The 26,937-nt window shown below is 53.4% G+C and carries 37 protein-coding genes; 12 read left to right on the top strand and 25 right to left on the bottom strand.

What is annotated here, in order from left to right:
* Positions 1-49: 49 nt before the first annotated feature.
* From THEAM_RS00435 to THEAM_RS00470, 8 genes are all read right to left on the bottom strand, one after another.
* Positions 50-598, bottom strand: a complete 549-nt coding sequence (locus tag THEAM_RS00435) for a hypothetical protein (protein WP_013536846.1) — start codon at positions 596-598, stop codon at positions 50-52.
* Between the two features lie 204 nt (positions 599-802).
* A complete protein-coding gene (locus THEAM_RS00440; protein WP_013536847.1) occupies positions 803-979 on the bottom strand; it encodes an ATP-binding protein in 177 nt (58 codons plus the stop codon).
* Positions 980-991: 12 nt separating this feature from the next.
* Complete coding sequence (gene frr / locus THEAM_RS00445) at positions 992-1,549, bottom strand: ribosome recycling factor (protein WP_013536848.1); 558 nt, start codon at positions 1,547-1,549, stop codon at positions 992-994.
* Complete coding sequence (gene pyrH, locus THEAM_RS00450) at positions 1,546-2,268, bottom strand: UMP kinase (RefSeq protein ID WP_013536849.1); 723 nt, start codon at positions 2,266-2,268, stop codon at positions 1,546-1,548. The genes frr and pyrH overlap by 4 nt, the downstream gene beginning before the upstream one ends.
* Positions 2,269-2,333: 65 nt before the next feature.
* Positions 2,334-2,930: a translation elongation factor Ts gene (gene tsf, locus THEAM_RS00455; protein WP_013536850.1), complete on the bottom strand. Its 597-nt coding sequence runs from the start codon at positions 2,928-2,930 to the stop codon at positions 2,334-2,336.
* Positions 2,931-2,981: 51 nt separating this feature from the next.
* Positions 2,982-3,716 carry a 30S ribosomal protein S2 gene (rpsB, locus tag THEAM_RS00460; RefSeq protein WP_041439645.1) on the bottom strand — a complete coding sequence of 245 codons (735 nt, stop codon included), beginning with the start codon at positions 3,714-3,716 and terminating at the stop codon, positions 2,982-2,984.
* 270 nt (positions 3,717-3,986) lie between these two features.
* Positions 3,987-5,543, bottom strand: a complete 1,557-nt coding sequence (locus tag THEAM_RS00465) for a hydantoinase B/oxoprolinase family protein (RefSeq protein ID WP_013536852.1) — start codon at positions 5,541-5,543, stop codon at positions 3,987-3,989.
* On the bottom strand, positions 5,536-7,506 hold the full coding sequence (locus THEAM_RS00470; RefSeq protein ID WP_013536853.1) for a hydantoinase/oxoprolinase family protein: 1,971 nt from the start codon (positions 7,504-7,506) through the stop codon (positions 5,536-5,538). Before THEAM_RS00470 ends, THEAM_RS00465 begins: the two co-directional genes overlap by 8 nt.
* 63 nt (positions 7,507-7,569) lie before the next feature.
* Here THEAM_RS00470 and THEAM_RS00475 point away from each other — a divergent pair, with 63 nt between their 5' ends.
* Both THEAM_RS00475 and THEAM_RS00480 read left to right on the top strand, forming a co-directional pair.
* The gene (locus THEAM_RS00475; protein WP_013536854.1) at positions 7,570-8,232 is read left to right on the top strand and encodes a ubiquinone/menaquinone biosynthesis methyltransferase; all 663 of its coding nucleotides are present in this window, start codon (positions 7,570-7,572) and stop codon (positions 8,230-8,232) included.
* 67 nt (positions 8,233-8,299) lie between these two features.
* Positions 8,300-9,526 carry a cytochrome c3 family protein gene (locus THEAM_RS00480; protein ID WP_013536855.1) on the top strand — a complete coding sequence of 409 codons (1,227 nt, stop codon included), beginning with the start codon at positions 8,300-8,302 and terminating at the stop codon, positions 9,524-9,526.
* Between the two features lie 19 nt (positions 9,527-9,545).
* On the opposite strand, the gene THEAM_RS00485 is transcribed toward THEAM_RS00480, so the two are convergent.
* Together THEAM_RS00485 and cutA are read right to left on the bottom strand one after the other, a co-directional pair.
* Positions 9,546-10,334 (bottom strand): sulfite exporter TauE/SafE family protein, encoded by a 789-nt coding sequence (locus tag THEAM_RS00485; protein WP_013536856.1) that lies wholly within the window; start codon positions 10,332-10,334, stop codon positions 9,546-9,548.
* A 32-nt stretch (positions 10,335-10,366) separates the two neighbouring features.
* Entirely contained in the window at positions 10,367-10,684 is a 318-nt protein-coding gene (cutA, locus tag THEAM_RS00490) for a divalent-cation tolerance protein CutA (RefSeq protein WP_013536857.1), read from the bottom strand.
* Between the two features lie 112 nt (positions 10,685-10,796).
* Here cutA and nfo point away from each other — a divergent pair, with 112 nt between their 5' ends.
* Positions 10,797-11,642 (top strand): deoxyribonuclease IV, encoded by an 846-nt coding sequence (gene nfo / locus THEAM_RS00495; protein ID WP_013536858.1) that lies wholly within the window; start codon positions 10,797-10,799, stop codon positions 11,640-11,642.
* A gap of 38 nt (positions 11,643-11,680) precedes the next feature.
* Positions 11,681-12,343, top strand: a complete 663-nt coding sequence (locus THEAM_RS00500) for a phosphoribosyltransferase (protein ID WP_013536859.1) — start codon at positions 11,681-11,683, stop codon at positions 12,341-12,343.
* A 14-nt stretch (positions 12,344-12,357) separates the two neighbouring features.
* Here THEAM_RS00500 and THEAM_RS00505 read toward each other — a convergent pair whose 3' ends face one another.
* Positions 12,358-12,720 carry a YlbF/YmcA family competence regulator gene (locus THEAM_RS00505; protein WP_013536860.1) on the bottom strand — a complete coding sequence of 121 codons (363 nt, stop codon included), beginning with the start codon at positions 12,718-12,720 and terminating at the stop codon, positions 12,358-12,360.
* 148 nt (positions 12,721-12,868) lie between these two features.
* Between THEAM_RS00505 and THEAM_RS00510 the strand changes: the two genes are divergently transcribed.
* The 5 genes from THEAM_RS00510 to THEAM_RS00530 are packed head-to-tail and all read left to right on the top strand — an operon-like array spanning position 12,869 to position 15,445.
* Complete coding sequence (locus THEAM_RS00510; RefSeq protein WP_013536861.1) at positions 12,869-13,291, top strand: hypothetical protein; 423 nt, start codon at positions 12,869-12,871, stop codon at positions 13,289-13,291.
* Positions 13,284-13,883 carry a hypothetical protein gene (locus tag THEAM_RS00515; protein ID WP_013536862.1) on the top strand — a complete coding sequence of 200 codons (600 nt, stop codon included), beginning with the start codon at positions 13,284-13,286 and terminating at the stop codon, positions 13,881-13,883. Before THEAM_RS00510 ends, THEAM_RS00515 begins: the two co-directional genes overlap by 8 nt.
* The gene (locus THEAM_RS00520; protein WP_013536863.1) at positions 13,884-14,213 is read left to right on the top strand and encodes a hypothetical protein; all 330 of its coding nucleotides are present in this window, start codon (positions 13,884-13,886) and stop codon (positions 14,211-14,213) included.
* A 9-nt stretch (positions 14,214-14,222) separates the two neighbouring features.
* Positions 14,223-15,068, top strand: coding sequence for an oxygen-binding di-iron domain-containing protein (locus THEAM_RS00525; protein WP_013536864.1), 846 nt, complete (start codon positions 14,223-14,225; stop codon positions 15,066-15,068).
* Positions 15,069-15,070: 2 nt separating this feature from the next.
* Complete coding sequence (locus tag THEAM_RS00530) at positions 15,071-15,445, top strand: roadblock/LC7 domain-containing protein (RefSeq protein ID WP_013536865.1); 375 nt, start codon at positions 15,071-15,073, stop codon at positions 15,443-15,445.
* Here the strand turns inward: THEAM_RS00530 and THEAM_RS00535 are convergent.
* The 11 genes from THEAM_RS00535 to THEAM_RS00585 all read right to left on the bottom strand — a co-directional run bounded on the left by THEAM_RS00535 (position 15,442) and on the right by THEAM_RS00585 (position 23,052).
* Complete coding sequence (locus THEAM_RS00535) at positions 15,442-16,713, bottom strand: thymidine phosphorylase (protein ID WP_013536866.1); 1,272 nt, start codon at positions 16,711-16,713, stop codon at positions 15,442-15,444. The two genes, THEAM_RS00530 and THEAM_RS00535, sit on opposite strands and share 4 nt — an antisense overlap.
* Positions 16,714-16,726: 13 nt before the next feature.
* A complete protein-coding gene (locus THEAM_RS00540; RefSeq protein ID WP_013536867.1) occupies positions 16,727-17,353 on the bottom strand; it encodes a site-2 protease family protein in 627 nt (208 codons plus the stop codon).
* A gap of 12 nt (positions 17,354-17,365) precedes the next feature.
* Positions 17,366-17,971, bottom strand: coding sequence for a TIGR00296 family protein (locus THEAM_RS00545; RefSeq protein ID WP_013536868.1), 606 nt, complete (start codon positions 17,969-17,971; stop codon positions 17,366-17,368).
* A 63-nt stretch (positions 17,972-18,034) separates the two neighbouring features.
* Positions 18,035-18,409 carry a fluoride efflux transporter CrcB gene (gene crcB / locus THEAM_RS00550; RefSeq protein ID WP_013536869.1) on the bottom strand — a complete coding sequence of 125 codons (375 nt, stop codon included), beginning with the start codon at positions 18,407-18,409 and terminating at the stop codon, positions 18,035-18,037.
* Positions 18,406-19,551: an ATP cone domain-containing protein gene (locus tag THEAM_RS00555; RefSeq protein WP_013536870.1), complete on the bottom strand. Its 1,146-nt coding sequence runs from the start codon at positions 19,549-19,551 to the stop codon at positions 18,406-18,408. Before THEAM_RS00555 ends, crcB begins: the two co-directional genes overlap by 4 nt.
* Positions 19,529-20,551, bottom strand: a complete 1,023-nt coding sequence (gene mltG / locus THEAM_RS00560) for an endolytic transglycosylase MltG (protein ID WP_013536871.1) — start codon at positions 20,549-20,551, stop codon at positions 19,529-19,531. The genes THEAM_RS00555 and mltG overlap by 23 nt, the downstream gene beginning before the upstream one ends.
* 1 nt (position 20,552) lies before the next feature.
* Entirely contained in the window at positions 20,553-21,131 is a 579-nt protein-coding gene (locus THEAM_RS00565; protein WP_013536872.1) for a CDP-alcohol phosphatidyltransferase family protein, read from the bottom strand.
* A 55-nt stretch (positions 21,132-21,186) separates the two neighbouring features.
* The gene (locus THEAM_RS00570) at positions 21,187-21,795 is read right to left on the bottom strand and encodes a GTP-binding protein (RefSeq protein ID WP_013536873.1); all 609 of its coding nucleotides are present in this window, start codon (positions 21,793-21,795) and stop codon (positions 21,187-21,189) included.
* 36 nt (positions 21,796-21,831) lie between these two features.
* The gene (locus THEAM_RS00575) at positions 21,832-22,428 is read right to left on the bottom strand and encodes a hypothetical protein (protein WP_013536874.1); all 597 of its coding nucleotides are present in this window, start codon (positions 22,426-22,428) and stop codon (positions 21,832-21,834) included.
* A gap of 23 nt (positions 22,429-22,451) precedes the next feature.
* Entirely contained in the window at positions 22,452-22,682 is a 231-nt protein-coding gene (locus tag THEAM_RS00580; RefSeq protein ID WP_013536875.1) for a hypothetical protein, read from the bottom strand.
* A 13-nt stretch (positions 22,683-22,695) separates the two neighbouring features.
* Positions 22,696-23,052 carry a roadblock/LC7 domain-containing protein gene (locus tag THEAM_RS00585; RefSeq protein WP_013536876.1) on the bottom strand — a complete coding sequence of 119 codons (357 nt, stop codon included), beginning with the start codon at positions 23,050-23,052 and terminating at the stop codon, positions 22,696-22,698.
* A 349-nt stretch (positions 23,053-23,401) separates the two neighbouring features.
* Here THEAM_RS00585 and THEAM_RS00590 point away from each other — a divergent pair, with 349 nt between their 5' ends.
* Genes THEAM_RS00590 through mnmL form a run of 3 tightly spaced genes read left to right on the top strand, consistent with a single transcriptional unit; the run spans position 23,402 to position 25,197 of the window.
* The gene (locus THEAM_RS00590) at positions 23,402-23,863 is read left to right on the top strand and encodes a hypothetical protein (RefSeq protein ID WP_013536877.1); all 462 of its coding nucleotides are present in this window, start codon (positions 23,402-23,404) and stop codon (positions 23,861-23,863) included.
* Positions 23,864-23,902: 39 nt separating this feature from the next.
* Positions 23,903-24,280: a hypothetical protein gene (locus THEAM_RS00595; protein WP_013536878.1), complete on the top strand. Its 378-nt coding sequence runs from the start codon at positions 23,903-23,905 to the stop codon at positions 24,278-24,280.
* The gene (gene mnmL, locus THEAM_RS00600; protein WP_013536879.1) at positions 24,280-25,197 is read left to right on the top strand and encodes a tRNA modification radical SAM protein MnmL/YtqA; all 918 of its coding nucleotides are present in this window, start codon (positions 24,280-24,282) and stop codon (positions 25,195-25,197) included. Before THEAM_RS00595 ends, mnmL begins: the two co-directional genes overlap by 1 nt.
* Here the strand turns inward: mnmL and THEAM_RS00605 are convergent.
* Genes THEAM_RS00605 through THEAM_RS00615 form a run of 3 tightly spaced genes read right to left on the bottom strand, consistent with a single transcriptional unit; the run spans position 25,194 to position 26,930 of the window.
* Positions 25,194-25,607, bottom strand: a complete 414-nt coding sequence (locus tag THEAM_RS00605) for a 23S rRNA (pseudouridine(1915)-N(3))-methyltransferase RlmH (protein ID WP_013536880.1) — start codon at positions 25,605-25,607, stop codon at positions 25,194-25,196. The genes mnmL and THEAM_RS00605 overlap by 4 nt on opposite strands.
* Positions 25,604-25,966 carry a ribosome silencing factor gene (gene rsfS / locus THEAM_RS00610; protein ID WP_013536881.1) on the bottom strand — a complete coding sequence of 121 codons (363 nt, stop codon included), beginning with the start codon at positions 25,964-25,966 and terminating at the stop codon, positions 25,604-25,606. The genes THEAM_RS00605 and rsfS overlap by 4 nt, the downstream gene beginning before the upstream one ends.
* 13 nt (positions 25,967-25,979) lie before the next feature.
* Positions 25,980-26,930, bottom strand: coding sequence for an outer membrane protein assembly factor BamD (locus THEAM_RS00615; protein WP_013536882.1), 951 nt, complete (start codon positions 26,928-26,930; stop codon positions 25,980-25,982).
* Positions 26,931-26,937 lie beyond the last annotated feature (7 nt).

The following is a 26,937-nucleotide window of genomic DNA, read 5'->3' on the forward strand; positions in this document are numbered from 1 at the left end:
CTTGTGTGCCTCGGTAAGGCTCGGAGTGGGCTTTAGGTTTTCAGTGGGCTCAGTAGGTCAGTATGACTTCCCTCTTCTCCCCTCCCGACAGGCGAACCTTCTGCATCAGCACCCCTCCCTGGGGACCGAGAACTGGTACCGTCCAGACAACTTGAGTAAATAGGAAGTACTCGCCGCCCGGTAAGTTGGTGAACTTGAACCTGCCGTTTGCGTCGCATATGGTTTTCTTGATGAACTTAAAGTACTCTTTGCTGTCCGGTATGAACTTTATATTTTTGTTTCTGTAGCTTAGAATATCTACAAAAGCTTTGGTAGTGTTTCCGTAAATCGCTTTTATCCTTTCTGAAGAGTACTTTGAGACCGGAATTAAATAGACATCTTGGCCGGCACAGGTTATGACTTGGCCTCCCATAGTTCTAAGGAACGCTTGACCTGTAAGGGTGTTGTTCCCCTTCTTTTTGAACCACGCTACCTCTTTCGGGTTGAAAGAGCTGTGCAGGTGAACCGTTACCTCCCTTTGTGCTGTTGCACAGGAGGTAAGGTTTATGCCGATTAAACACGCTGCAGCAGTGATGAGAACAGATATTCTTTTTTTCACCCCTCCCTCCAGGTTTCGTTTTGGTTCTTTAAAATGTTAATAGATATCTACCGGAGATTTTTTAAATGTGTTAATAACAGAGCTGAAACAGGAACGTTACTGGGTTAATTAACTGAACTTGAAAGCGCAGGGAGGGTATTTAACTTTTAATTTAAATGGACTAAATGGGAAGCGGCGGGCCGAAGGCCCGCCGCCATCTGAGTCTTACTCTTGGGAAATTGCGTTTGTCGGGCAGACCTCTACGCAGGCGCCGCAGTCGATGCAGTCTTCTGCTACGATTTCGTACTTTCCGTCGTCTGTGGGGTGGATGCAGTTTGTGGGGCATACAGATGCACACGCACCGCACCCAATGCAGAGTTCAGGGTCAATCTTGTGAGCCATTTTCTACCTCCTTTAGATGGTGAGAATTTCCTCCTCTTTCTTCTGGAGGAGGTTATCTACCTCTTTTGTGTATTTATCTGTAATTTTCTGGAGTTCGTCTTTAGCCCTCTTTATGTCGTCTTCTGAGTATCCGCCTTCTTTCTTGAGTTTGTCAAGTTCTTTCATTATCTCGTGGCGGATGTTCCTTATGGCTATTCTCGCCTGCTCGGCCATTTTTCCGGCCTTTTTAACCAGCTCTTTCCTCCTCTCTTCGGTGAGCGGAGGGAGGATTACCCTTATGATGTTGCCGTCTCTTTGGGGTTGAACTCCCAAGTCGGACTCCCTTATGGCCTTCTCTACGTTGGGAACTACGGAGGCGTCCCAGGGCTGTATAACTATCTGGTTGGCCTCGGGAACCGATATCTGGGCAATTTGTTTTATGGTCATGGTTGAGCCGTAGTAGTCCACTTTTATGTCTTCTACTAAAACGGTTGAGGCTCTGCCGGTTCTGAGGCCGGCAAAGTCGGCTTTTAATACCTCTACAGCCTTTTTCATCCTCTTGTCTGCATCTTTCAGCAGTTCTCCAATCATAGCCCCTCTCCTTCTACCAGTGATCCTACTGCTTCTCCCTTTACAACTTTCTCCAGGTTTCCGGGTTTCCTAACGTCAAATACTACTATAGGTATGTTGTTTTCCATACAGAGGCTTACGGCTGCAGAGTCCATAACCTTTATACCATTTGTAATTACATCTTTATATGATAATTTGTCAAGTTTTTTGGCATTAGCATCTTTTGTAGGGTCGGCGGTGTAGATGCCGTCTACTTTTGTGGCTTTTAGTAGAACGTCTGCGTTTATTTCGGCAGCCCTCAGTGCGGCTGCCGTGTCTGTTGTGAAGAAGGGGTTGCCCGTTCCAGCACCGAATATCACTACTCTGCCTTTTTCGAGGTGTCTGATGGCCCTGCGCCTTATGTAGGGTTCGGCTATCTCCTTCATCTCTATTGCGGTGAGGACTCTCGTCTGCATTCCCTCTTTTTCGAGGGCGTCTTGTAGGGCGAGGGCGTTTATGACGGTTGCCAGCATTCCCATGTAGTCGGCGGTTGCCCTGTCCATTCCTTGGGTGGCACCGGAGACTCCCCTGAAGATGTTGCCGCCGCCGATTACTATGGCTATTTCAACGCCGAGGTCTTTTACTTTTTTTATTTCCTGGGCGAGCCGTCTGAGGAACTCTGGGTCTATACCGTAGTTTTTGTTGCCCTGGAGGGCCTCTCCGCTCAGTTTTAGGAGTATCCGCTTGTACTTAAGCCCCATCGTCCCTGCCTGATTAAAGGTTGTTCTGTATTATAGCGAAAAGGGGGGAGGAACCCCCCGGTAGGTTACTTGCCCACTTCGAACCTTGCGAAGCGGCGAACCTTTATGTTCTCTCCCAGTTTGGTGATGTAGTCGGTGATGAGGTCTTTGATGGTTTTGCTGTCGTCTTTTATCCAGGGCTGTTCGAGGAGGCACTTTTCGGAGTAGAACTTGTTGAGTCTTCCTTCAACGATTTTCTCTACGATGTGCTCGGGCTTGCCTTCTGCAAGTGCCTGCTGCTTGAGTATCTCTTTCTCTTTTTCTACCAGCTCTGCGGGAACGTCTTCGCGGCTGACGAATTCAGGCGCCATTGCGGCAATCTGCATTGCGATTTCGTGTCCGAGTTCTTTGAAGGTTTCGTTCCTTGCAACGAAGTCGGTTTCGCAGTTGAGTTCTACGAGAACGCCTACTTTGCCGCCTGCGTGGATGTAGGAGAAGACGGCTCCCTCTGCAGTTGCCCTTTCGGCTTTTTTGGCCGCTTTGGCCGCACCTTTCTTCCTGAGGATTTCAACGGCCTTCTCTATGTCGCCGCCGGCTTCCTGAAGGGCTTTTTTGCAGTCTACGATGCCTGCTCCGGTTTTCTCGCGAAGCTCTTTTATCATCTGGGTTGTAATCTCGGCCATTTTAACCTCCCTGATTCTTGTTAAAGGGCGGGGAGGCCCCCCCGCCGGAGTTTACTCTTCTTCGGGATTGAAGTCTACTTCTTCTTCCTCTTTGCCTTCAGCAAGGGCCAGAGCTTCCCTCCTCATTTTGCCTTCCAGAACGGCGTCTGCAATCCTGGAGGTGAGGAGCCTTATAGCCCTGATTGCGTCGTCGTTTGCAGGGATGGGAATGTCTACAAGGTCGGGGTCTGCGTTTGTGTCTACCAGGGCAACTATCGGTATGCCGGCTTTCCTTGCCTCTCTAACGGCGTTCTCTTCCCTTACGATGTCAACGATGAAGAGGGCGTCGGGCAGGCGGTTCATGTTCTCTATACCGCCGATGTAACGCTCGAGTTTCTCTTTCTTCCTGCGGAGCCTTACGGCCTCTTTCTTGGGAAGCTGGTCGAAGACTCCCTCTTCTTCCATCTTCTTGAGCATTTTGAGCTTGAAGACCGACTTCCTGATTGTCTGGAAGTTTGTAAGGGTTCCGCCGAGCCACCTCTTGTTAACGTAGTACATGCCGCAGCGCTCGGCCTCTTCTTTAACGATGTCTTGCCCCTGTTTCTTTGTGCACACGAAGAGCACTTTACCGCCGTTTGCCACCAGGTCTGCAATGTAGTCGTAGGCCTGCTCGAAGTACTTGATAGTCTGCTGGAGGTCGATAATGTGGATGCCGTTACGCTCGGTGAAGATGAACTTCTTCATCTTGGGGTTCCAGCGCTCCTTCTGGTGGCCGAAGTGAACGCCGGCTTCCAGGAGCTCCTTCATTGTTACCCTTTGGCCGGGAGGCCTGGGCTTAAAGGTCTCCTGCTCCTTTACCTCTTCCTGCTGTTGGGTTTGGGTTTGAGCTTCCTGCTGCTGCTCTTGCTGCTGGTTCTCTTTGAGCTCTTCGCTCATGTTTCTCCTCCTTTTGGGGTTTTTCCTCCCGGGCCTTCCTCCTCGGGGAGAACCCGAAACGGGCACCCCTCCCCGAGTCTGGCCCGGTGAGTTTTCGCTGGAGTAATATAGTGGAAAAGTTCTCTTTTTGAAAGGGCGGGGTTACCTTTCTCCCCAGCCGCCGCCGCCGGGGGTCTCTACTCTGAGTTTGTGGCCCGGCTTGAAGGTTTTTGTGAACTTGGGGGGAAGCTCTATCTCCTTTCCTTCCGGCGTTAACTCAACGGCGCGTCCTGGCTTTCCCGGTTTTCCGCCGAAGAGACCGTAGGGGCTGAACTTTCGCCTTTCGGATATCAGGGTTACCTGGGTTTCCGAGAGGAAGAGGAGTTCTCTCACTATGCCCTCTCCCCCTCTGAACTTCCCCTCTCCGCCGGAGCTCTTTCTCAGGCCGTACTCTGTAACCATCACGGGCAGCTTGAACTCGAGGGCCTCTACCGGAGTGTTTAGGGTATTTGTCATGTGGGTGTGAACGCCGCTCTCTCCGTTTTCTTTCGGGGTCGCCCCGGCTCCGCCGCCGATTGTTTCGTAGTAGGCGAAGGGGTTGCCTTCAAGGTCTGTTCCGCCGAGCGTAAGGTTGTTCATGGTGCCCTGGCTTGCGGCGGGAACTTTTTTGGGAAGGGCTTTTGAGAGCGCTCCCAGCAGAACGTCTACCAGCCTTTGGCTCGTTTCGGTGTTGCCGGCCGAGACCGGTGCCGGGGGCAGGGCATCTACAACCGTGCCTTTTCGGGTTACGACTTTAACGGGGCGCATTATCCCTTCGTTTGTGGGAACGTCGTGCTCCATCAGTAGCCTGAAGGAGTAGAGGGTTACAGAAAGGGCTATGGACTCTACGGTGTTTATCGGCCCTTTGGTTTGAAGGTCGGAGCCCGAAAAGTCTACCATTGCCGTATCTCCCTCTATCTTCACAACGGCCCGTACCCTTACGGGGGTGTCTGCTATTCCGTCGCCGTCCATGAAGTCGCCGAATGTGTAAACGCCGTCGGGTATCGACTCTATGAAGTTGCGGGTGATTTTCTCGGCGTAGTCAAGGAGTGCATTTGCGTAGATTTGGAGAAGCTCGGGGGAGTACTTTTGGGCAAGCTCTTTGATTCTTTTCACTCCGAGTTTAAGGGCGGTAAGCTGTGCTTTGAAGTCTCCTTCTCTCTCCTTGGGGGTTCTCGAGTTTGCCTTGAGCAGCTCTAAGAAGTTCGGGTCCGGCTCCCAGTTGGAGGCCACCTTCACCGGCGGGATTATGAGCCCTTCCTGGTATATGGAGGTAGAGAGGGGCATTGAGCCGGGTGTTGTGCCCCCAACGTCGGCGTGGTGGGCCCTGTTTGCAACGTAGAATAGGAGCTCTCCGTTGAGGTAGACCGGAGCCACAACCGTTATGTCGGGTAGGTGGGTTCCCCCGCTGTAGGGGGCGTTTATGGCCGCCACTTCTCCCTCTTTTAGGTCGATTTTCTTCAGAACGGCCCTTACGGAAAGCGGCATTGAGCCCAGGTGAACCGGAATGTGTGCCGCCTGGGCAACGAGCTCGCCTTTCCGGTTGAAGAGTGCACAGGAGAAATCTCTGCGCTCTTTTATGTTGGGAGAGAACGAGCTTCTCTGTAGAACCGCTCCCATCTCCTCGGCAACTGCCGAGAAGGCGTGTTTGAAGAGCTCCAGTTTTATCGGGTTAATCAAGGTTCACCTCTACTATCAGGTTTTTGAACCGGTCCACTTTCAGCTTTGCGCCCGGGGGAACTACCGTTGTGGCGCTGTACTCTACTATTACTGCCGGTCCGGTTATTTTGTTGCCGGGTAGCAGTTCCTCCCGGCTGTACACGGGAGTTTTTATCCACTCCCCTTTGAAGTAGACCGGCTTCTCCTTCAGCAGGGCACCGGGCGGCGGGTTTTCGGACCCCTCCTCGAAGGCGGGAAGTTTCGGTTTCTCGGTTATCCCTACGGCCCTGACCCTTGCAGTTACAACCTCCACTTCAGCCTCGTGGGTGTAGCCAAAGAGCTTCCGGTGGCTCTCTTCAAACTTCTCCTTAAAGTTCCTGCAATAGGGAACGGTGATTTCAAAGGACTGGCCCTTATACCTTGCGTCAACGAGCTTCTCAACCGCCACGTCTCCTTCGCTAAAGCCCTCTTCCTCCATTGCCTTCAGGGCGCGGCTCTGGAGTTCAGACAGGGCCTCTTCCACCTTCTCTACCTCTTCCGCTTTCACCATTACTGTTTTTGAGAAGTCTTTAACAACGTCGGCGCTTATCATGCCGAAGGCGGAGAGAACGCCCGGGTTCGTCGGAATCAGAACTCTCGGTATCTTGAGGCTCTGGGCCAGGAAGGCCGCGTGGAGGCCTCCGGCACCTCCGAACGAGACGAGGGTGAAGTCTTGGGGGTCGTAGCCCCTTTCGACCGAGATTACCTTTACGGCCCTTTCCATCTGGGCGTTTGCAACCTCTACGATTCCCTCTGCAAGCTCAACGGGCTCAATGTTGAGCCTCTTCGCCATTTCTTCAAAGAAGGGTTTGAGCCTTTCCGGGTAGAGCCTCATCCCCCCGCCCAAGAAGTTCTCGGGGTCGAGCCTTCCCAGGAAGAGGTTTGCGTCTGTAACCGTTATCTGCTCTCCCCTACCGTAACATATGGGGCCCGGGTCTGCCCCCGCGCTCTGAGGGCCTACCCTTAGGGCACCGCCGGCGTCTATCCAGGCTATTGAGCCTCCGCCGGCGCCAACGGTATGTATCTCTATTACAGGAACCTTTACGGGGATTCCCGATATCTTCGCCTCGGTTGTTACGGCGGGCCTGCCGTCTATGAGCGAAACGTCGGTTGAGGTTCCGCCCATGTCGAAGGTTATGAGCTTCTCGAAACCCGCTTCCTTGCCCACTCTCCAGGCGCCTACAACGCCCCCGGCCGGCCCCGACAGGACCGTTCTTACCGGCTCCCTCTTTGCCGTGGCAGAGCTTATTATTCCGCCGTTCGACTGCATTATCTTGAGGGTGTCTTCGGGCTTTATCGCCCTTTCAAGGTGCTCTATGTAGCCCGACACTTTCGGCAGCACAAAGGCGTTCACCGTTGTGGTTGACGCCCTCTCAAACTCCCTGAACTCCGGGACTATCTCGCTCGAAACGGAGGCTGGTATGCCGGCCCTCTCGAGGGCTTCTTTGACTTCCAGTTCGTGGCGGGGGTTCAGGAACGAGAAGAGGAAGCAGACGGCGGCCGACTGGACTTGAAGCTCTTTCAGTTTGGATATTAGGTTTTGAAGCTCCTCCTCTTTTAAAGGTTCAACTACCTCGCCTTTACTGTTTACCCTGCAGTTGAGCCCGAAGCACAGCTCCCTTTCCACCAGCGGCTCGGGCTTTTTTGCAGCAGGGTCGTACAGTTTTTCTCTGTTCTGCCTCCCTATGAAGAGGAGCTCCTCAAAGCCTTTATTCGTTATAAAGGCGGTTCTTGCCCCTTTCCTTTCAAGTAGGGCGTTTGTTGCCACGGTTGTTCCGTGGATTATCCTCCGTGCCCTGTTGGGGGCTATCGCCTTGAGCCCCTCTATAACGGCCCTTGCTGGGTTGTCGGGCGTAGAGAGGAGCTTCAGAACTTTAAGCCTGCCCCCTTCAACGAACACGAAATCGGTAAACGTTCCTCCCGTATCCACTCCGACCGGAACCATAACCTTCTCCTGACCCTTTTGAAATAGAATTCTATTTAAGCCTTTTCTCAAGCGAGGTGAAGTTTGGGAAAGCAGCCCGTAGGCGTTGAGATTTTCGACCGTATAGCCAGGAAGTACGACTCGATATCGGGCTTTCTGTCGCTTGGAATTATAAAGAGGTGGCAGCGGGAGCTCGTTAAGGGCCTTAACTCTCCCGGCGTGGTCCTCGACCTCGCCTGCGGAACCGGACAGGTTGCAGCCCTTGTTGCACCCAAGGCGGAGCTGACGGTGGGCTTAGACTACTCCCTCCCCATGCTGCAGGTGGCCAAGGAGAAACATCCGGAGCTCCTGTGGGTAAGGGGAGACGCCCTCAAAACTCCCTTTAAAAGCGCCGTTTTCGATACGGTTTTGGTCTCTTTGGGGCTTCGCCACTTTGAAGACCCGGAAGGGGGGCTTAGGGAGATAAGGCGGGTTTTGAAGCCCGGGGGCGTTGCGAGGATTCTCGAAGTCTCCATTCCGAGGAATCCGGTGGCCGGGAAGCTCTTCACCTCGTTCCTTAAGTACGTGATGCTCCCTTTGGGAAGGCTGAGGTCGAAGGCCGATGTTACCAGGCACCTCTTCACCACAATAGTTGAATTTCCCCACTACGATAGCCTGATAGAGCTTGCCGTTTCCGTTGGCTTTAAAGGGGGAAGTTACAGGCCCCTTATGGGGGGAATGGCGACCGTTTACCACTTAAACGGATAAATCCACTATAATAGGATTTTGAATTATTTATCTTTTCAGGTGTGCTAAGTGATTTGGGAGGAACGAGGTGAAAAGGCTTTTCTTGGCTTTGGGAGGGCTTCTCTTTGTTGCCGGCTGTAGCGGACTGGGCTCCACCAGCGTTCACTATACCGACTTCGGAGCGGATTACGCCGAAAAGGGCGGAACCTACCTGACCCCGGAGAACCACCCCGACGGCTGGGGGCAGAGCGACTGTTTAGGGTGTCACCAGAACTTTAAACACACCATGGCCACCGTTGATCTTTCGGTAGACCAGTACCAGAAACTCATAGACGACGCAGTTAATGCCGTTGGCGTTGGCAACGCCATAGGGGTGTGCTCGGCCTGTCACGGAACCAACGGCGTTTCGGGTGTTCAGAGGCAGTGTTTAGTCTGCCACGACCAGATGGGAAACCTCATCCACTTCTACAGGGGAACGTCCCAGAGGACTCATGCCCTACACGACTTTAACGGCAACGGCCGCATAGACGATTTCGACTGTACCGTTTGCCATTGGCAGCCCGATATGGACGGCCTTGTGGAGCCGGGCACCGACTTTGCCCACTTTAACGGCATTTCTTACAAAAACGTTCAGGACCTCTGCTTAACTTGCCACTCCAACACCTGGGGAGCCCTCTCGGGTGAGCCCCTTGCCGATACGAACGGCGACGGCAAGGCCGATGCGGCCGTTTCTCCGAAGGAAGCTCCGCCGAACGTTGCCTCCCTGTGGAGCGGAGACTGGCACGGCCAGAACGACTACACAACCGGTGAGAAGAGCTTCAAACCCATCGACCTCTCCGGTCAGCTCCTCTTCCACGTTCAGCACGCTCCCTTAGAGTGCTCCCAGTGCCACAACCCCCACGCTTCAAACAACGACAACCTCATAATAGAAAAGGTAGGTGAAACCCTCCTTGCCGATAAAGCCGTTGTCCAGCAGGACAACACCTCCGTTCTCGAGTATGTGGTTGTTGACCCCCGCTCCCAAAACTACTTCAAAGACCTCTACTTCGAGGGCAACGTTACAAGCGTTAACGCAACTTATGACCTCTCAAACGCAACCCAGCTCCAGGAGTACGTGAACCTTCCGGTGAACTACACCCAAGGGGCTACAGTGCTTGAGACAAGGGAGAACCAGGCTTCGCTCTGTGCCGCCTGTCACGACGGAACCTACAGCTACGCTCCTGCCAACGGCCTCGGCCTCCCCATAGACATAAAGACCCATATGAACCCCGACCAAGTCTGCAGCCAGTGTCATACCCACGGAGGAACCTTCTAAGGGGTTCCTCCCTTCACTCTTACAGCAGGAGTATCTTTGCTGCAATCACAAGGAGCATAACTGCAAAGAGCTTCTTCAGGTGGTGCTGATTGAGGCCCCTTAAAACCCTCAGCCCCAGCTTCACCCCTATCAGGGAGCCACAGGCAACGAGCACGGCTCCGGGAACGTAAACCAGCCCTACCTGACAGCACAGCACCTTCTCTGCCGGCACCATTAGGTAGAGTGCCGCCCCTAAAAGGGCGTTCAGGAAAGAGGCGGCAGAGGCTATGGCTACCGTTCTCTCGACCTTTATCCCCTCGACCGAAAAGAGTATGGAGTTTACCACTACGCCCCCACCTATCCCCAGCAGGGAGCTTAAAAAGCCCGAGAGGACAACCGTTAGAGGAACAATTACCCTCTCTTTCACCCTCAGCTTGCGGCTGCCCCTGCCGCTCAGCAGCAGCTTTACTCCTGTTATAACGAGGAAGATGCCGAAGATGTTCTTCAGCGCTTTAACAGGCAGGTAGTGGGCAAGCAGCACCCCGGCCAGAACTCCCGGAAGGGAAAATATTAAGAGCTTGGCCGCCTCCTTTAAAGGGTAGCTCCCCTTTAGTATGTGGGATACGGTGGAAAAGAGCGTAGAGACGGCTATAACCGAGAGGCTCGTTGCAACTGCCAGCTTGAAGCTCAGCTCCTGGGGCACCCCTATCTTCTGGAAGAAGAACCAGAAGAGGGGTACCAGTATCACCCCTCCGCCTATGCCGAAGAGGCCTGCCACAAAGCCCGCCGCAATTCCGACGGTAAACAGAACTCCGTATATCAGCTCCACAAAACGGCTCCGGTTGCAGTGTGGAGCTAATTCTACCTGAGCTCACTGTGAACCCAGTTTAGGTAGGGTTTGTAGCCTGCAACTATCGGAATCGCTATTATTTCGGGAACCTTGTAGCTGTGTAGCCGCTTTATGATTTGCTCCACCCGGGGGTAGAGCCTTTTTTGCGTTTTCACTATCAGGAACCACTCCTTGCTCTTTTCGAGCCTTCCCTCCCACCAGTAGCAGCTCTCTACGGGGCCCAAAATCTGGATGCACGCGGCAAGCAGCCCTTCCAGGAGCACCTTCCCTATCTTCTCAGCCTCCCCCTTTGTGGGTGTTGTTGTTATTACCTGGATGAAGTTCTCCATCTTCTCCTCCGACCGTCGCTTCTTCTTTTTAAAATTATTTTCCTCTATACCAAAATTATCGGCACTTTGTCATACACTTTAAATGCGAAATTCGCAATCTTAGGAGGTTATCTTGGCCAAGTTTGTAGGTGCCCACGTAAGCGCCGCCGGAGGTGTTCACAACGCCCCCCTTAACGCCCAGGAGATAGGGGCGAGGGCTTTTGCTCTCTTCACCAAGAACCAGCGGCAGTGGCGGGCAAAGCCCCTAACCGAGGAAGTTATCGGGCGGTTTAAAGAGAACCTCCGCCGGGTTGGAATCTCCCCCGACCACGTTCTTCCCCACGACAGCTACCTCATAAACTTGGGCCACCCCGAGCCGGAAAAGAGGCGCCGCTCCCTGGAGGCTTTTATAGACGAGGCGGAGCGCTGTAGTGCCCTTGGCCTAAAGTACCTGAACTTTCACCCGGGCAGCCACCTTAGGCAGATAAGCGAAGAGGAGTGCTTGGAGCTCGTTGCCCTCTCCCTGAATGAGGCGATGGAGCGGACTAAGGGTGTTGTTTTCGTAGTAGAGAACACGGCGGGTCAGGGCTCGAACGTGGGCTACAGGTTTGAGCACATAGCCCGCATAGTAGAGCTCGTTAACGACAAGTCCCGCATAGGGGTCTGCCTGGATACCTGCCACCTCTTTGCCGCAGGCTACGACATAAGGGATAGAAGCTCTTACGAGAGGACTATGGAGGAGTTTGAAAAGGTTGTGGGCTTTAAGTACCTAAAGGGTATGCACCTTAACGACGCAAAATCCGGATTGGGCAGCAGGGTCGATAGGCACCACTCCATAGGCAAGGGGAACATAGGGCTCGACGCCTTCAGGTTCATAATGAACGACCCTCGGCTCGACGGTATTCCCCTGATTTTGGAGACGATAGACCCGAGCCTGTGGCCCTACGAGATAGAGCTACTCTACTCCCTTGTAGAGTAGGTGCATACCTTTAAAGTGTAAGGAGTTGGGAGGGAGAGATGGTTTTTAAAGATAGGAGAGAGGCCGGGAAGCTCCTTGCCCGTGCAATTGTTGAGCGCTTTAACGGCACTCTGAAAGACCCCGTTGTTGTTGCCATTCCGAGGGGAGGGGTAGTGGTTGCAGAGCCCATAGCCCTTCAGCTCTCTGCTCCCCTTGAGCTCGTTATTCCGAGGAAGGTGGGAGCCCCCTTTAACCCGGAGTTTGCCGTTGCCGCCGTTACCGAAGACGGAACCCTCATTCTAAACCCCGACCTTTCCCCGGATGCCCTCTCGAGGCTCGGGGTTACGGAGGAGTACCTGAAGAGGAAGGCCCTTGAGGAGATTGAGGAGATAAGGCGGCGGAAGCTCCTTTACACCGGCGGCAGGCGGAGGATTCCCCTTACGGGGCGCGACGTTATACTGGTAGACGACGGCATAGCAACCGGTTTAACGGTAAAGGCTGCAATAGCCTCCCTGAGGAGGGAGAACCCCAACAGAATAATACTTGCGGTTCCGGTTATGCCCCTCGACAGGTTGGAGGAGTTTAAAGGGCTCGTAGATGACCTGGTTGTGCTCTACGCTCCTGAGTTCTTTCAGGCGGTGGGTCAGTTCTACGAGGACTTCTCTCAGACGCCCGACCGTGAGGTTGTGGAGATTCTCGAGAGGGTTAACGGCGGAGCTTAGGCCCCGCCGTTTGGTTACATGCTGCAGCCGGAACAGCCGGAGCAGCCGTGTCCGTGGTGTTTGAGTCCCTCTATTGCCTCTTGGAGTAGGGAGTTAACCGTTTCGAGCATCTGGCTGAACTTCTGGTTGGCCTCGAGGTACTCTTTCCCTACCGGGTTCTGGGCAAACTTGTTGAATGCCTCTTCAAGCTGCTGCATCGCCTCGGGGGAGCCAGACATCTGGGCCATCTGCTGGAGCCTCTGAACCTCTTGCAGGAGCTTGCTTGCCTCTTGGTCCATCATCAGCTTGGCCTCTGCAGCCCTTAGGTTTGCAAGCTCTTCAGATTGGGCTATAGCCTGTGCCAGCTCGGTTGCCTTCTTGATAACTTCTGCAGACATCTCTCCTCCAAATCGGTTGTGTAGTTGATTAATCTAAAGTCTCTTAAGTGCGGTTACAAGGGCGGGGTTGAAAAGGTGAAAACATTAACTAATTTTTATGGTGTAAATTGAGGGAACCGCCCATACCCCTTTGTCTGTAGAGGTTAAGTTGGAAAGTAGCCGCTCCGGTAGCCTCTCTCTGCTTTCCTACATAAGGGAAAACGTTAAAAAGCTTCGGGGCTTTTCCTTCCTCGCCGTTGGTGTTTACAACGAGTCGGGAAGGCCGCTGTATGAGGAGGAGAGAGCTTCCGCCCCCAACTCCCCGCTTCGCTCGTTTCCCTACCTGCTTGCCGCAGGCCTCGAGGCTGTGAAGTTCGGTTCCCGCTCCGGCAGGGAACCTCAGGCGGTTGTCCTCTCCTACCCGGAGTTCAACGTTGTTCTGGTTTCAAAGAAGACCCCCGTTGGCAGGGTCAGCGTTCTCTACGCAGTAGAGAAGGGGTGGTTTCTCTTCTCCTCTGCCGAGCGCGCTGTAAAGCGGGCCACCTCCTTTTTAAACGGCCTCGACAGGGCTTTGAGAGAGAGGAATGGTTAAGGGTTACTCTGTTTTAGCAGACCTTGAACTCCTTGCAAGGAGCTCCTCCTTGTGGGAGCTTCAGGTTCGGGGAAGCTCCTTTGAAGGCTTTATCTTTTTAGGACGCAAAGAGGTTCTGGCCGCCTACCTCTACTTCGATGGGGAGAGGTTGGCAGGCGACGCCGCCCTCCTCTTCCTTGCCGAGAACTCCTCAAAGTTCACCCTCGGGCTCGGCAGGAAGAGGCGGTTTGAACCTCAGAGGAACGTTACCCCCTTCGGGGTGAAGCTCTTCAACAGGCGCACCGGGGCTAACTTGCCCGTTTCCGGGGTGGAAACCCGGGAGTTGAGTCTGGTGGAGAAGCTCCTCTCCCTCCTCCCCTACAGGGAGCTCTTCCTTTTTGTCAGGGCCGGAAGGACCCTCTTCTCAACCTTAACCGCCGACAGAGTCGGGAAGCTCCTTTCCCTCCTTGAAGAGCTTCCCGCCGGCACCGGCCACATAGACTTCAGCCGAAAAGTCCTCTCCTTCAACCATCCTGCGGGAGAGCTTCTCCTACTTTCCCGTAAAGGATTTGAAGAGCTTGAACTCTGTAGAGACCAGCTTCGGGAGGTCTAAATGGAAGCCGAGTCCATTCTGGAGCTCATTCCCTTCAGCAAAACCTTCGTAAGGGGCACCTTTTCCGGTGAAGTGACCCACAAAGAAGGCGACAGGGCAGACGAAGTTGCCGAATCTGCAAAGAAATTTGTAGAGAACTACCTCAACTACTACAGGGCCATGGGAGACCTCGAGATAGGCCTTCCGAAAGAGATACTCGTCTCCACCGACGGAGAGTACCTGCTCATAAGGCTCTTTCCCGCAACCGAAGAGTGGGGGGCGGTCCGTATGAACTCCCAGGGAAACGTGGGCTTTGCCCGCCTCATGCTCATAAGGACCATAGAAGGGTAAGGAGGAGCCATGCCCTACTACATAAACAACTACATCGGCAAACTCCCCGACCTCTCCTCTCCTGTTATCCTCTACGAGGAGGGCGGCCATAGAGTCGCCTGGGTGGGCAGTGCCGAAGAGACGATGTTCAGGTGTAACGCATACCTTATCTCCTCAGTTTCCGGCTCCGAAGAGGTTCACCTCCTTTTAGATGCCGGAGGGAACCAGCACTTTGAGCAGGTTGTTAAAAGGGTTGAACGACTCCTTGGAGACCCGTCAAAAGTTACCCACCTGGTCTTCCACCACCAAGACCCCGACGTTGCAGGCTCTGTGTCCCGCTGGCTGGAGATAAACCCCGACGCCGTTATCGTAACAACCCCCAGGACGAAGGTTCTCCTCCCCTACTACAGCATAGACCCCGCCCGGGTTAAGTGGCTCGACGTAAGCACCCTCGACGATACCACGATTAAACTGCCCGCAGGCGGAAGGGCCCTTTTCATCTCGGCACCTTTCCTCCACTTCCCCGACGCCTTCGTTACCTACGATACCCGCTCAAAAATCCTCTTCTCGGGCGACATCTTCGCCGCCATTCAGAAAAAGTGGGAGCTTGTCGTCTCCAACTGGAAGAGGCACCAGATAGAGATGTCCTACTTCCACATCTACTACATGGCCTCCAACAAGGCGCTTCGCTTTTTCGTAAACAAGGTAAAGGACTTCCCCGTAGAGGCCATAGCCCCCCAACACGGTTCCATAATACCCAAGGAGTTGGTGGCAGACGCCTTTGAGTTCCTGAGAACCCTAAAGTGCGGAACCGACCTCCTCTACGAGGAGTCGCCCATTCAGGAGGTTCTCGACGACCTTATCCAGGAGGTTTAGCCATGACCAGGAAGGAGCAGCTGGAAGCTGTTTTAAACGAGTTGGTTGATTCAATGGGGGGAGAAGTTGTTGCAGCGGTGCTTGCAACGCCGGAGGGGAAGCTGATTACCTCGGTAACCGGGAGGACCAGCGTAAAGGGCAACCGCTTTGCCGCCATGGGGGCAACCATACTTGCAACTGCGAAGAAGATGGGGAAGCTCGTTGAGGCCGGGGCGGCCCAGGAGGCAACGGTAAAACTCGAAGGGGAGCTCTTCTACATAAAGCAGGCGGGCCCAAAGGCGATTCTGGTTGTTGTTGTAAGGGAGGGCGCCTTTATCGGGCTTTTAGAGATAGAGATGGAACGGGCCGCAGAGAGAGTAGAGGAGATACTCGGTTAAACAACCCTCTTTTTAATGAGCTTCGGCCTTTCAACTTCACCCTCGGTAAAGGTGAAAGCCTTTAAGAACTTCTCTACGAACTCCTCCGGGCTCCCCTTAGAGTAGTAAATCTCACCTATAACCTCTCCCTTCTCCACTCTCTCTCCTATCTTCTTCCTGAATCCCAGCCCCACCGAGTAGTCTATCGGCTCGCCTGCCCTCTTCCTTCCGCCTCCCAGCTCTATTATCAGGTAACCCAAGGCCTCGCCGTTAATCTGCGCTACGTAGCCGCTTACGGGGGCCTTTACCTGCACAACCTTCTCGGCAACCTTAACGTCGGGGTCTCCTCCCAGGAACTCTATCCAGCTAAGAAAGCGCTTGAGCGCCCTCCCCGACGTTATAACTTCTATGGCCTTCTCTTTACCCTCTTCGAACCCGCCTCTGCCGGTGAGCTGGAAGAGCAGCCCGACAAGGGAGGAGGTTACCTCAAGGAGGTCTTCCTGAGGTTTCCCGCCGAGGGCCTCTATCGCCTCTTTAACCTCGAGGGCGTTTCCGGCGAACCTCCCCAGCGGTTGGCTCATCTCCGTTATGAGGGCACCGGCCCTTTTCCCGTAGAGTTTGGAGACCTCTACGAGCCCCTCTGCCAGCTCCTCTGCCTCTTCCATCCTTTTCATAAAGGCTCCGGTTCCCACCTTTACATCGAACACTATGGCGTCTGTGTTAACCGCAAGCTTCTTGCTCAGGATGCTCGAAACTATCAGCGGTATGCTCTCAACTGTAGAAGTTGCGTCCCTTAAAGCGTAAATCTTCCGGTCGGCCGGTGCTATCTCTTCTGTTTGGGCCGAAATGGAGAAGCCGAACCTCCTTGTGACCTCCGTAATCTCCTGGGGGTTCAGCTCAACCTTCATCCCCGTGCTTTCGAGCTTATCTATCGTTCCCCCGGTGAACCCGAGGGCCCTTCCGGCAAGGAGCGGGGCTTTAAAGCCGAGCTCTGCCAGGGTAGGGGCTATAACGAGGGAGACCTTATCTCCTATCCCTCCGGTGCTGTGTTTGTCTACTATGGTTCCCTCTACCTCAACATTTACCCTTTCCCCTGAGCGGAGCATTGCGTCTGTAAAGGCCAGGGTCTCTTGGTGGTCGAGCCCCCTGAAGAAAACGGCCATGAGGAATGCGGCCATCTGGTAGTCTGGAGTTTCTCCTTTCGTGTAGGACTCAACCACAAACTCAACTTCGGAGCGGGAGAGCTTCCCCCCGTCTCTCTTCTTCTTTATCAGCTCCTTAAATATCACCTCGGCCTCTGAATCAGGTTAAAGTGAGCATTGCCCTTACCATACCGTTTACTATCGGTATCAGTATCCAGTTTAGCACAGGGCTTATAACCAGGATTATGAGAATAATCGGGCCGTAGGGCTCTATCGCCTTGTACTTCTGCCACAGCGGAGGGGGAAGCAGGGCTTCGAGTATCTTTGCACCGTCTAAGGGAGGAATCGGGAGCAGGTTAAACACTCCGAAGGCGGTGTTTATAAACAGGCTGTACTTGAGCATCAGGAAGAGCGGCTCGCCTATACCCGGAGGGAGTGAGTAAAACGGCAGGTATTTAAGGGCCAGTGCCGAGAGCAGGGCGCTTACGAAGTTTGCTGCCGGTCCGGCGAAGGCAACCAGTATCTCTCCCGTTCTCGGGTCGGTTTTTCGGAAGTTCCTGGGGTTTATGAGAACCGGCTTGGCCCACCCGAAGTGGACCAGAACCAGCGCTATGAATCCCAGTAGGTCCAGGTGGGCCAACGGGTTGAGGGTTAACCTGCCGGTTATCTTCGGCGTTGGGTCTCCCAGCTTGTAGGCCACGTAGCCGTGGGCGAACTCGTGAACCGTTATAGCCCAGAGAACCGCAGGCAGCGATATGAGAAAGGAGAGTATCCACTCCTGAATCAAGACCGACCTCCTTTACGAAATCTTCTCCTCTACAACCGGGCCGTAGGGCTCGGTTTCTGTGAATATCTGTCCCTGAAATTTGTAGAACTTGCAGCGGGGGTCAAGCCAGCAGTTGGGCGGTAGCCCCGCCTTTACGCACGTTTGGGAGAGGAACTCCTCTTCGTTCCACCCCCATTCAACGGGAACCTGCGGGAGCAGGAGGCCGCTTGCAAGGCCGCACCTGACTATTAGGCCGTCCCTTCCCACCTTTATCGCCCGGGGCAGCTGCTGGGGAGGAACGTCTATCGGCTCTGGAGGGGTCAGAACTGTAACCTCCACGGTGACGCTGTCGAGCTCTTGGGGAGTTAGGGGGTAGAACCTCGGGTCTTTGGTTGCAGCCGATATGGCCGCGTCTATGGTTGCGAGAACGAGGGGCATTATGGGCTCGGGGTAACCTATGCAGCCCCTCAGCTCCCCCGAGGGAAACCGCTTCAGGGTTACGAAAACGCCCCTTTCCTCGAAGAGCCTCTGAGGGGTTTGGGGCGGAGGCGTTATTTTTACACCTTCGGTTAGGAACTTCTCTATGGCCGTGCGGGCCAGCTTAACGAGGAAACTGCCCTCTTCAAGTGACAGTAACATCTCTCCCTCCTTGCGGTTTTTCTAAGGTTGAATTTAAGTTCTTTCGGAGGGAGAGGGCTGCCTTTAGAGTCTGAAGAGGCTCCTGTATATCCACATTCCGGTAAAGGTTGCAGACAGGCACAGGACGACGTTCAGCAGAACGTTCAGGAGGGCCTTTCCGTAGGCTCCCTCCATAAGGAGAGTAACGGTTTCGTAGCTGAAGGTTGAGAAGGTGGTGAGGGCTCCGAGGAAGCCGGTGATGAAAAACGCCTTCCACTGGGGGGCTATCATATCCTCGAACAGGAGAACGAGAAACCCGATAAGCAGGCTGCCGAGGACGTTAACCGTTAGAGTTCCGACCGGAAAGGTTGTTTGGGCGGCCTTTTGGGCAAGGCCGGCTATTATGAACCTTGAGATTGCTCCGAAGAAACCTCCCAGGCCTACAAACAGGTATATCATGCCTTCACTCCTATCTCTTCAACCAGTTTGTCGGTTATGGCTTCAAGGACCTTGTCTCTTGTCTGGTCGAAATCTATGTTGTCTATCACCGGTATGCCCTCTTCCTTTGCCTTCCTGTAGAGGAAGTCCTGGATAACCCTTATGGACTGGAAGTTCTTTAGGTACTTCTTGCTGGTTCTGAGTGAGCGCTTCTCCCTGCTTTTGAACCTTCCCCTGTGGCTCTCTTCGTCGAGGGTTGTAAGTAGGATGTGAACAATGTGGGCTTTGTCTTTGAACTTGTTTGCTATGCCCGGGATGAGGTGTATCCCCTCTACAACCAGGCTGACGTTCTCCTTTATTGCCCTGTTTATAACTGCCTCAACCCCCGTAGCAACTTTCTCCGACTGGTCGAGGAAGCCGTAGATGATTCTCTCCTCCTTTCCCATACCCTCTATGTGGTGGAGGAACTTGCCCGCCTCGTAGGAGGAGACGTGGAGCGTTGGTACGAGCTCCTTTGAGACCATTTTCCTCATAACCTCTCTGAGGGAGTCGGTTGAGGCGAGCCTGTTTATTTCGAGGATTCTGGTGAGCTCGGCGGCAACCATAGATTTGCCTACGCCGGTTGCCCCTCCTATGAGGATTATCACCGGCCTGTCGAGGCCCTTCACCTTCCTCCACAGGAGGTACCTGTTTGCAACCTCTTCACCCAGCTTCTTCTTTAAGGTTTTTGCCGTAAGCTCCCGGAGCTCGGACCTCTTTACCTTGAACTTACCCTTTTTAACCAGCTTCTCGTAAACTTCCCGGGCTATGTCGAAGGCCTCTTTAACGTCTACTCCGGCAGAGCGGATGGAGGTTGCGAGGATGCCCCGGGAGAAGGGGACGAAGCTCTTCTCCTCTTCGTCTGCAACTAAAACCTCCTTCTCCTTTACAAGGCGCCTGTAGCGGTTTGCAACTTTCCTGCCAAACTGGGACTTTAATACCTTGTAAACGAGTTCTGTGAGCTCCTGGGTTGTAACGGTTCCTTTGAGCTGTTCGGAGACGAGGTCTGCTATCTTGTAGGCGTCTTCAACAGAGAGCCCGGCCTTTGTGAGTGAGCGAACCAAAACCCCTTTTGAGAAGGGATACTTCTCGCCGGAGCTGTCAACTACCAGTTTCTTTGCCATTTCTCAGCGCTCTAACCTTTTTGAGGTGTTCATTATAGCTCTTAGAGAACAGGTGCCTGCCCCGGCCGTTTGAGACGAAGTAGAGGTACTTTACGTTTGCCGGGTGGAGGGCCGCCTCTATGGAGTTAAGGGAGGGGTTGCAGATGGGGGCGGGAGGTAACCCCTTTACGTAGTAGGTGTTGTAGGGAGAAGGAGTTTTGAGGTCTCTGTAGAGGAGCCTTTCTTTGAAGATTCCTTTAAGTTTTAGGGCGTAGATTACGGTGGGGTCGCACTGAACTTTCATTCCCCGTATGAGCCTGTTGTAGATAACGGCCGCTATTAGCGGTCTTTCCGGCGGGTAGGAGCTCTCCTTTTCCACTATGGAGGCTACCGTGAGCACTTTCTCAACGGTCACCTTCTTCAGTGCCCTTTTTACCAGCGGTGGAGGGGTGTAGTTCTGAAACAGCGGCAGAACTACTCTTTTAAACTCGCCGACTGCAACCTCTACCGCCCTTTTGCACCCGGCCTCTCTGTTTATGTAGTAGGTTTGGGGGAAGAGGTACCCTTCTAAGGTGGGAACCCCCAGCTTCTCCAGGAAGGCTTTTGAGCGGGAGAGCTCGAGTAGCTCTCCTCTTTTGCAGACTCCCTGCTGTGAGAGGAGTTTGTCCAGCAGGAAGAGGTCGCTTCCGGGGGGGATTGTGAAGCTCTTGAGGCAGGGTTTCCCTGTTGTCAGCTCTTTCAGAGCTTCCGCCGGGCTCAGCTCCCCCTTTAACTTGTAGCACCCCTGTTTAACTTTAAGTCCGGCCCACCTTGCGTAGGCGTAGAGGAGCTTCGGGTCCACTTTGAAAACCTCGGCCACCTGCCCGGCGGCTCCCTTTAGGGTCTCCCCCTTTTTGACCTCAATCTCTACCTTTACGCTTCTTTTAGAGAAGAGCTGGCTCTTCGCGTAGAAGAGAAAACCGGCTGCTACGGCTCCCAACAGAACAGAAAGAGAGATTACTACGGCAAGGAACCTCTTCACCTTACCTCAACCTTTCCACCGCACATATTAGCCGCTGAAAGGCCGTAACGTTAGACAGCAGCGCAAGAACGCTCATCGCCACCGAAAGGTAGCCGGTTGCAACGCCGGCAAGCAGAACAACGAACCTCTCGGGCCTTTCCATTATCCCCACTTTACACTCAACGCCGAGGGCCTCGGCCCTTGCCCTGGCGTAACTTGTTGCAAAGGAGCCGGCAATTGCAAGGAGGGTGAGGGCAAAGAGTAGCTGGTCTTGGTGTTTAAAGGCCAGCGATGCAACCCCCGCAAGGGGAAAGAAATCTGCATACCTGTCGAGGAAGGAGTCGAGGAAAGCGCCGAGCCTGCTCTTCTTCCCGGTTATCCTTGCCACTATGCCGTCGAACGTATCGCACAGGCCCGACAGCAGGTAAACGGCTGCTGCCGTTATCAGGTTTTCGGTTGCAATGAGAACCCCTGCAACAAGGGCAAGGATGAATCCGAAAACGGTTATGGCGTTGGGGGAGACGCCTAAGTTCCCTATACTCTGGGCAAAAGGTTTCAGTAGCTCCTGAGCTCTCTCTTTTATTCCAGTGGAACTTATCACCGGCCCTCGCCTGCCTTTTGATTATCCAAATAATAGCATTAGGCTCGGCCGGTTACTACCTGTTGAGGTTTGCCTCCTCTCCCTGTAGTTTGGCGTTCTGGAGGACCCTCTCAAGGCTCAGCTCGGCAATGGCGTTGAAGGTCTCCTCAACGCCGATGCCTTTAAGGGCAACCGCCTCAAAGTCTGGGGCTCTGAAGCGGTTGAGCTTTTCCCTTAAGAACTCAACCGGATAGATGTTCTCAAGGTCCCTCTTGTTGTACTGAATCACCAGCGGTATGCGGCTGCCGAGGTTCTCAGGTCCTACAACGGAAAGGAGCTCTTCCAGTGCCATCAGGTTGTTCTCGAAGCGCTCCCGCTGGCTGTCAACAACGAACACTATGCCGTCGGCCCCCTCTACAACGAGCCTTCTGGAGGCTGCGTAGATGGCCTGGCCGGGGACCGTGTAGACCGAGTACCTTACCTTGTAGCCGTTTGGAAGCTCTTTTGAAAGGGGCTTGAAGTCGAAGAAGAGGGTCCTCCCCTCCTGGGTGGCAAGAACGAGGGGGTCCTCCCCGAGAATTCTCCTGCTGAGCCAAACTACGTTCTCCGTTTTTCCGCTGAAACCGGTTCCCCAGTAAACGATTTTTAGGGAAATCTCCCTGGTTCCGTGGTTTATTATTGCCAATTTAGCTCCGGATATTTTGTTATTATTCTACAAAAGTCAGCTTCTTGAGAGCTGCTCCGCCACCTTTTCCCCTACAACTGCCGTTACCTTCCTGACGAAACCCGGTTTAACGCCGTTTACGGCAACGGCACACCTGGTCCCGTTCCCGAACGACACGCCTATAACGGTACCGGAACTTGTTGTTATTGTTATATTTTTGCACTTATTTACGATTTTCGTTTTGTACCTGCCGAACTTCTCCTCTAAGGCCTCTACGAGCTCCTTGAGGAACTCTCCTTCAACAATCTCCGAGCCGTCGGCCGCAAAGTAGGCTCCCTCTACCTGCTCCGGCAGGAGCCCCGTAATTTCGGCAACCAGCTCCCTGAGCTTTATGCCGGTTGCGGGAGCAGTTTCCTCAGAGCGTCTGCTCTTCTTGCCGAGCTTCTTCAGCTTCTCAATGAGGAAGCTCTTCAGCTTTGTGTGGGTCTGCTGAACCACCTCAACGGTGTTTCCGCTGGCGGTAAGCTCTACCCTTTTAACCACCTTTCCGCCGCTTAAAATCTCGCCTATTACCTTGCCGTTTTTTAGCTCCGTTTGGATGTCGAACGCCAGATTTCCGACCGTGAGCCTGTCGTTTATCGTGAATCCCCCCATAGAGCACCTCTTTGAATTAAGGTTTACTCAATTTCAGACTCGGTGGAACGCTTAAGGAGGTCTTTAACCAGCAGTCTCAGGAGCGGAATCAGCTCCTTTACCTGCTCCTCTCCCAGCTGTTTGTTCTCTATCCTCTCCTCGATTTGGTAGAGGAGGCTCGAAAGGCTTTTGTAGTAGGTAACTGCATCTATCTCCCGCCTCTTCCTCTTCTCGTCGAGCCTGTTTAACTCCTCGGCAAAAGCCAGGGTCTCCATCTGCCGCTACCCCTTAAAGGTTGAGTTTCCTGTTTATGGAACGAACCGCCGCAAGAACTATTCCCAGCTTGGAGTTCTTGGGAGCTATTACCGTTAGAACGAACTCCTCCCCCAGAGGGGCAACAACCATGTAGCCGTCCTGTCCCTCTATAGAGGCCTGCTTTATGCTCCCCTTGCCGGCCTCCCTGAGCTTGGAGTCGGATATGAGCAGGATTGCCGCCGAAGCCGCTGCAATGTCGTCTTCGTCGTAGTCTCCCACAATGTAGGAAGCAATCGGGAGCCCCTCGGAGTCGGCAACAACGGCGCCTTCCAAGCCGTTATCCTTAACGACCTGGGTGAGAATCTCCTCTACCTGCTTAGGCGTTACCATCGCATCCTCCTTAAGCTTTCCCCCTGTACCGCAGGGCGTTAGGTTCTTTTATTGAGAACCGTTCTCGGTAAATATAGGTTCAACTTTCTCTCTGTGAACCCTCCCCGGGTTCTTTTAGTTTTTCATTTAAATAAATTTTCCCTTATATGTTTTTTACCTAAAAATTTTAGAGGGCGAGCGTGAAAAAATCGTGAATACAGGAGAGGTCTCCCTCCCGCCCTCTAAGGACTAATTTATAACGGCGCCTTCCGTTTTTGGTTTAACAATTTTTATGAACTTACCGTGAATTTTGTCTTTCTCGGCGGTTATACTATATTTAGGCTCGCTACCTGCAGCCTAAGGGGGGATAATGCTTTCCCTTTTAAAAAAGCTGAAGCTCGGCAGGCGTTCGGACAAATCTACAACCGTTGTGGATAAGATAGAGGAGGTCCTCTCCCCCTTTGAGAGGGAACCTTTCCTTGCGGTTGTTCTGCTTGACGGAGACGGCCTTCAGCTCTACTCCTACGAGCCTAAGGCTCTCTTTAAAGGCGACTACCTGCAGAGGCTCTTTAAGGTTTTCGACTTCTTCGACAGGGAACTTAAAGAGTCCTTCTCCTTGGAGGCTGCCGTAAAGCTTGCCGATATCCTCCAGTACAAGAGCAGGCTCGTTGTTGTTTACTACGGTTCTTACAAGTTTATCCTGGCAAGGAGGAACAAGCTCTTCCTCATAATGGTGCTTCCGGGCGAAGAGGAGATAGAGCTCAAACGGCTTGAATCTGAGGTCGGCTCCGCCCTTGAAAAGTGTGAAGAGCTTTTAAAGGACGCCATTTAGGCCTTAATTTAACTTTAGATTTTTATTTTCGGAGGGAACATGGAGCACGGCCTTTCAAAGGAAGAGCTTGTGGAGATTATGGCGATACTTATGGAAGAGGAAGGTTTTGAGGTTTACGAGCCTCAGGCCGAAGGTGAGGAGTACCTGCCAGACTTCATAGCCGTTTTTGAAGGTGAAGACGGCGAAGTTCAACAGGTTGCAGTTCAGGTTGAGGATTGCCGCTCTCTGGAGACCGAAGAGGCGAGGAAGAGAGCCCAGGCCATAGCCGACCACTGCAGGAGGAGCGGAGAGGGCTACATCTTTGTAGTTCCTATAGAGTGTGAAGACCTTGGGAAGGAGAAGTTTGAGGAGTGGAAGCTCTCTGACGTTGCAGAGTTCGTTCCCATAGGCATAGAGTTTGAGGAGGAGCAGGAGTAGTGGAGCGCTACTACTCCTACTCCCGTTACCTCAGGGAGCTCTTCGGCACCAGGGTTTACAGGGTAACTGTTGACGCGGGCTTCACCTGCCCCAACCGCGATGGTACCAAGGGCAGAGGAGGGTGTATCTACTGTTTCTCGGGCTCAGATTACGACCCCGAGAAGAGAAGGAAGAGCGTCAGGGAGCAGATTGCTCAGGGGATAGAAAGGGTCCGCAGAAGGTACAAGGCGGAGAAGTTCCTGGTTTACTTTCAGGCCTACACCAACACTTACGGGCCTCTTGAGGTTTTAAGGTCCGTTTACGACACAATCAGGGAGTTTCCCGAAGTTGTAGGTCTTATAGTGGGAACCAGGCCCGACTGCGTTCCCGACCCAGTTTTGGAGCTCCTCCACTCCTACACTTCCGACTACCTGGTGTGGGTAGAGCTGGGGCTCGAGAGTGCCCACTACCGCTCTTTGAGGTGGATGAACAGGGGGCACGGGGTTTCCGACTTTGTGGACGCTGTTTTAAGGATAAAGCGTTTTAAGGCTCTGAACCTGTGCGTTCACGTTATCTTGGGCCTTCCCACCGAAGATAGGGAAGATATGCTCGAGACTGCAGACTTCCTTGCCGCCTTGAAAGTAGACGGCGTGAAAATTCACCCCCTTCACGTTATAAGGGGGACGGAGCTTGAGAGGATATACCTTGAGGAGCGCTTCAGGCTTCTTGAGCTTGATGAGTACGTTGAGCTGGCCGTTGATTTTCTTGAGCGGCTACCGAAGGAGACCGTTATCCAGAGGCTTACCGGTGAAGCTCCCGAAGAGCTGCTTGTAGGGCCTTACTGGTGCACCGGCCGCTACAAGAACCGCGTTATACAGCTCATTAGGCAGGAGCTTGAAGAGCGGGACACCTTTCAGGGAGCAAAGTACCGCTTTTAATCCCTGTGGTAAGGGGAGCCTCTGAGAATCTCCTGCGCCCTAAAGAGCTGCTCCAAGAGGACTATTCGGGCGATATCGTGTTGGAGTGTCAGCTTTGAAAGCGAGAGTATGAGGTCCGCCTCTTCCTTTACCCGGTTGGAGAGGCCGTCTGCTCCCCCTATTATGAACGTTATCTTGGGGTGTTTTTCAACGAGTCTTGCAAGTTCTCTTGACGTAATCTCCCTGCCCCTTTCATCAAGGACTACTTTAAAGCCGGTAGCCTTTGAGAGGAGCTTCTTCCCCTCCTCCTCTACGCTCTTTCCCTTTTTCACCTCTACAACTTCAAGCCCCCTAACCCTCTTTAGGTAGTGCTCCTGGGCCTCAAGAAGGTAGGGGGCTATTTTCCCTACTGCTACTATTCTTGCTTTCACTGCTGTTGCGGCAGGAGCTCTTCGGGTTTTATGTGGGGAGCGTCCATCCAGAGGGACTCTATACTGTAGAGCTCCCTTGTTTCCGGACGGAAAACGTGGACTATAAGGTCGCCGTAGTCGAGCAGTATCCAGCTTGCGTTATCTAAACCCTCAACGCTTACGGGCTGAACTCCCTGCTCTTTCAGCTTCCTCTTAATCTCTTCGGCTATCGTTCTTGCGTGGGTGTCGGAGCTTGCGGTCACTATCAGGAAGTAGTCGGCTATTGAGGTCAATCCCCTTAGGTCTATCACAACCGGGTCTTCGGCCTTTTTGTCAAGGGCCGTTTGGAGTGCAAGTTTGAGCTTTTCGCTACTGTCCAAGTCTCAACCTCCCTTATAGGGTTTCTTTAATTTTCCACCATATAGAGTGTTTTATCGGGTTTTCAACCGGTTCCACCTCTAAGTGCCTGTGGCCGTTGAGTATCTCTTGGGCCTTCCTGGCGTAAGGGGAGTTGGGGTAGCGTTTTATCAGCTGTTCAAGTAGCTCCCTGCCTTTCTTTCTATTCTTCTCGGCCAGGCTCTTCCACTTCTCTATCTCCTCCTTCTCCAGCTTGAGCCTGTAACGGGCAACCCTGACCTCGTCGGGCTCCTTGCTCTTCAGCCTCTCTCTGTCTTTTCGGCTCTCCTCTTTTAGTCTCTCTATCTCCTCCTTCGCCTGCAGGGGCGTGTAGTAGTAAGCCCTACCCAGCAGGTAGAGGAGCCTGTCGGGGGCTTCAACGTCTTTAAACTTCCTCTCAACGTCGGTGTAGCGCTGAATGGAAGCGGTAAACTTCCTGAGCATGTCGTAGGTGCCCCCTATGTAAATTTCATGCTCTGCGAGGATTTTCCGTGCCAGCTCGGCGTAGAGCTTTGCCTTCTTAACTCTCGGGTCGTTGGGGTACTCTTTTATAAACCTCTGGAAGATGTTGTAGGCCCTTTTGGCAAATGTTACGTCCCACTGGGGGCCTTTAACCAGGTTCAGGTAGCAGACGCCGAGCCTGAAGAGGGCGTCTTTTGCCCTGGGAGAGGCGGGGTAGAGCTGGAGGAACTCCTCGTAGTTTAGGGCCGCGTTTTCGTAATCTCCTTCGTTAAAGTAGGCGTCTGCCAGGGCGATTTTTGCAAATTCCTGCTCCTTGGGGGGCAGGTTACCCTGGAGGGCCTTTTTCAGCAGGAATATGGTTCGACCCCAGTCCTCCTGGGCGGCTGCTTTTATTCCTTCCCTGTACTGGCCTTCGGCCGTTCTGGGAACTTTGGCGCACGCTGCAACCATCAGGGCGGCTGCAGCAAGGGCGAGCTGTTTTTTCATTCAACCT

This window comes from Thermovibrio ammonificans HB-1, from assembly GCF_000185805.1.
Classification (GTDB): Bacteria; Aquificota; Aquificia; order Desulfurobacteriales; family Desulfurobacteriaceae; genus Thermovibrio; species Thermovibrio ammonificans.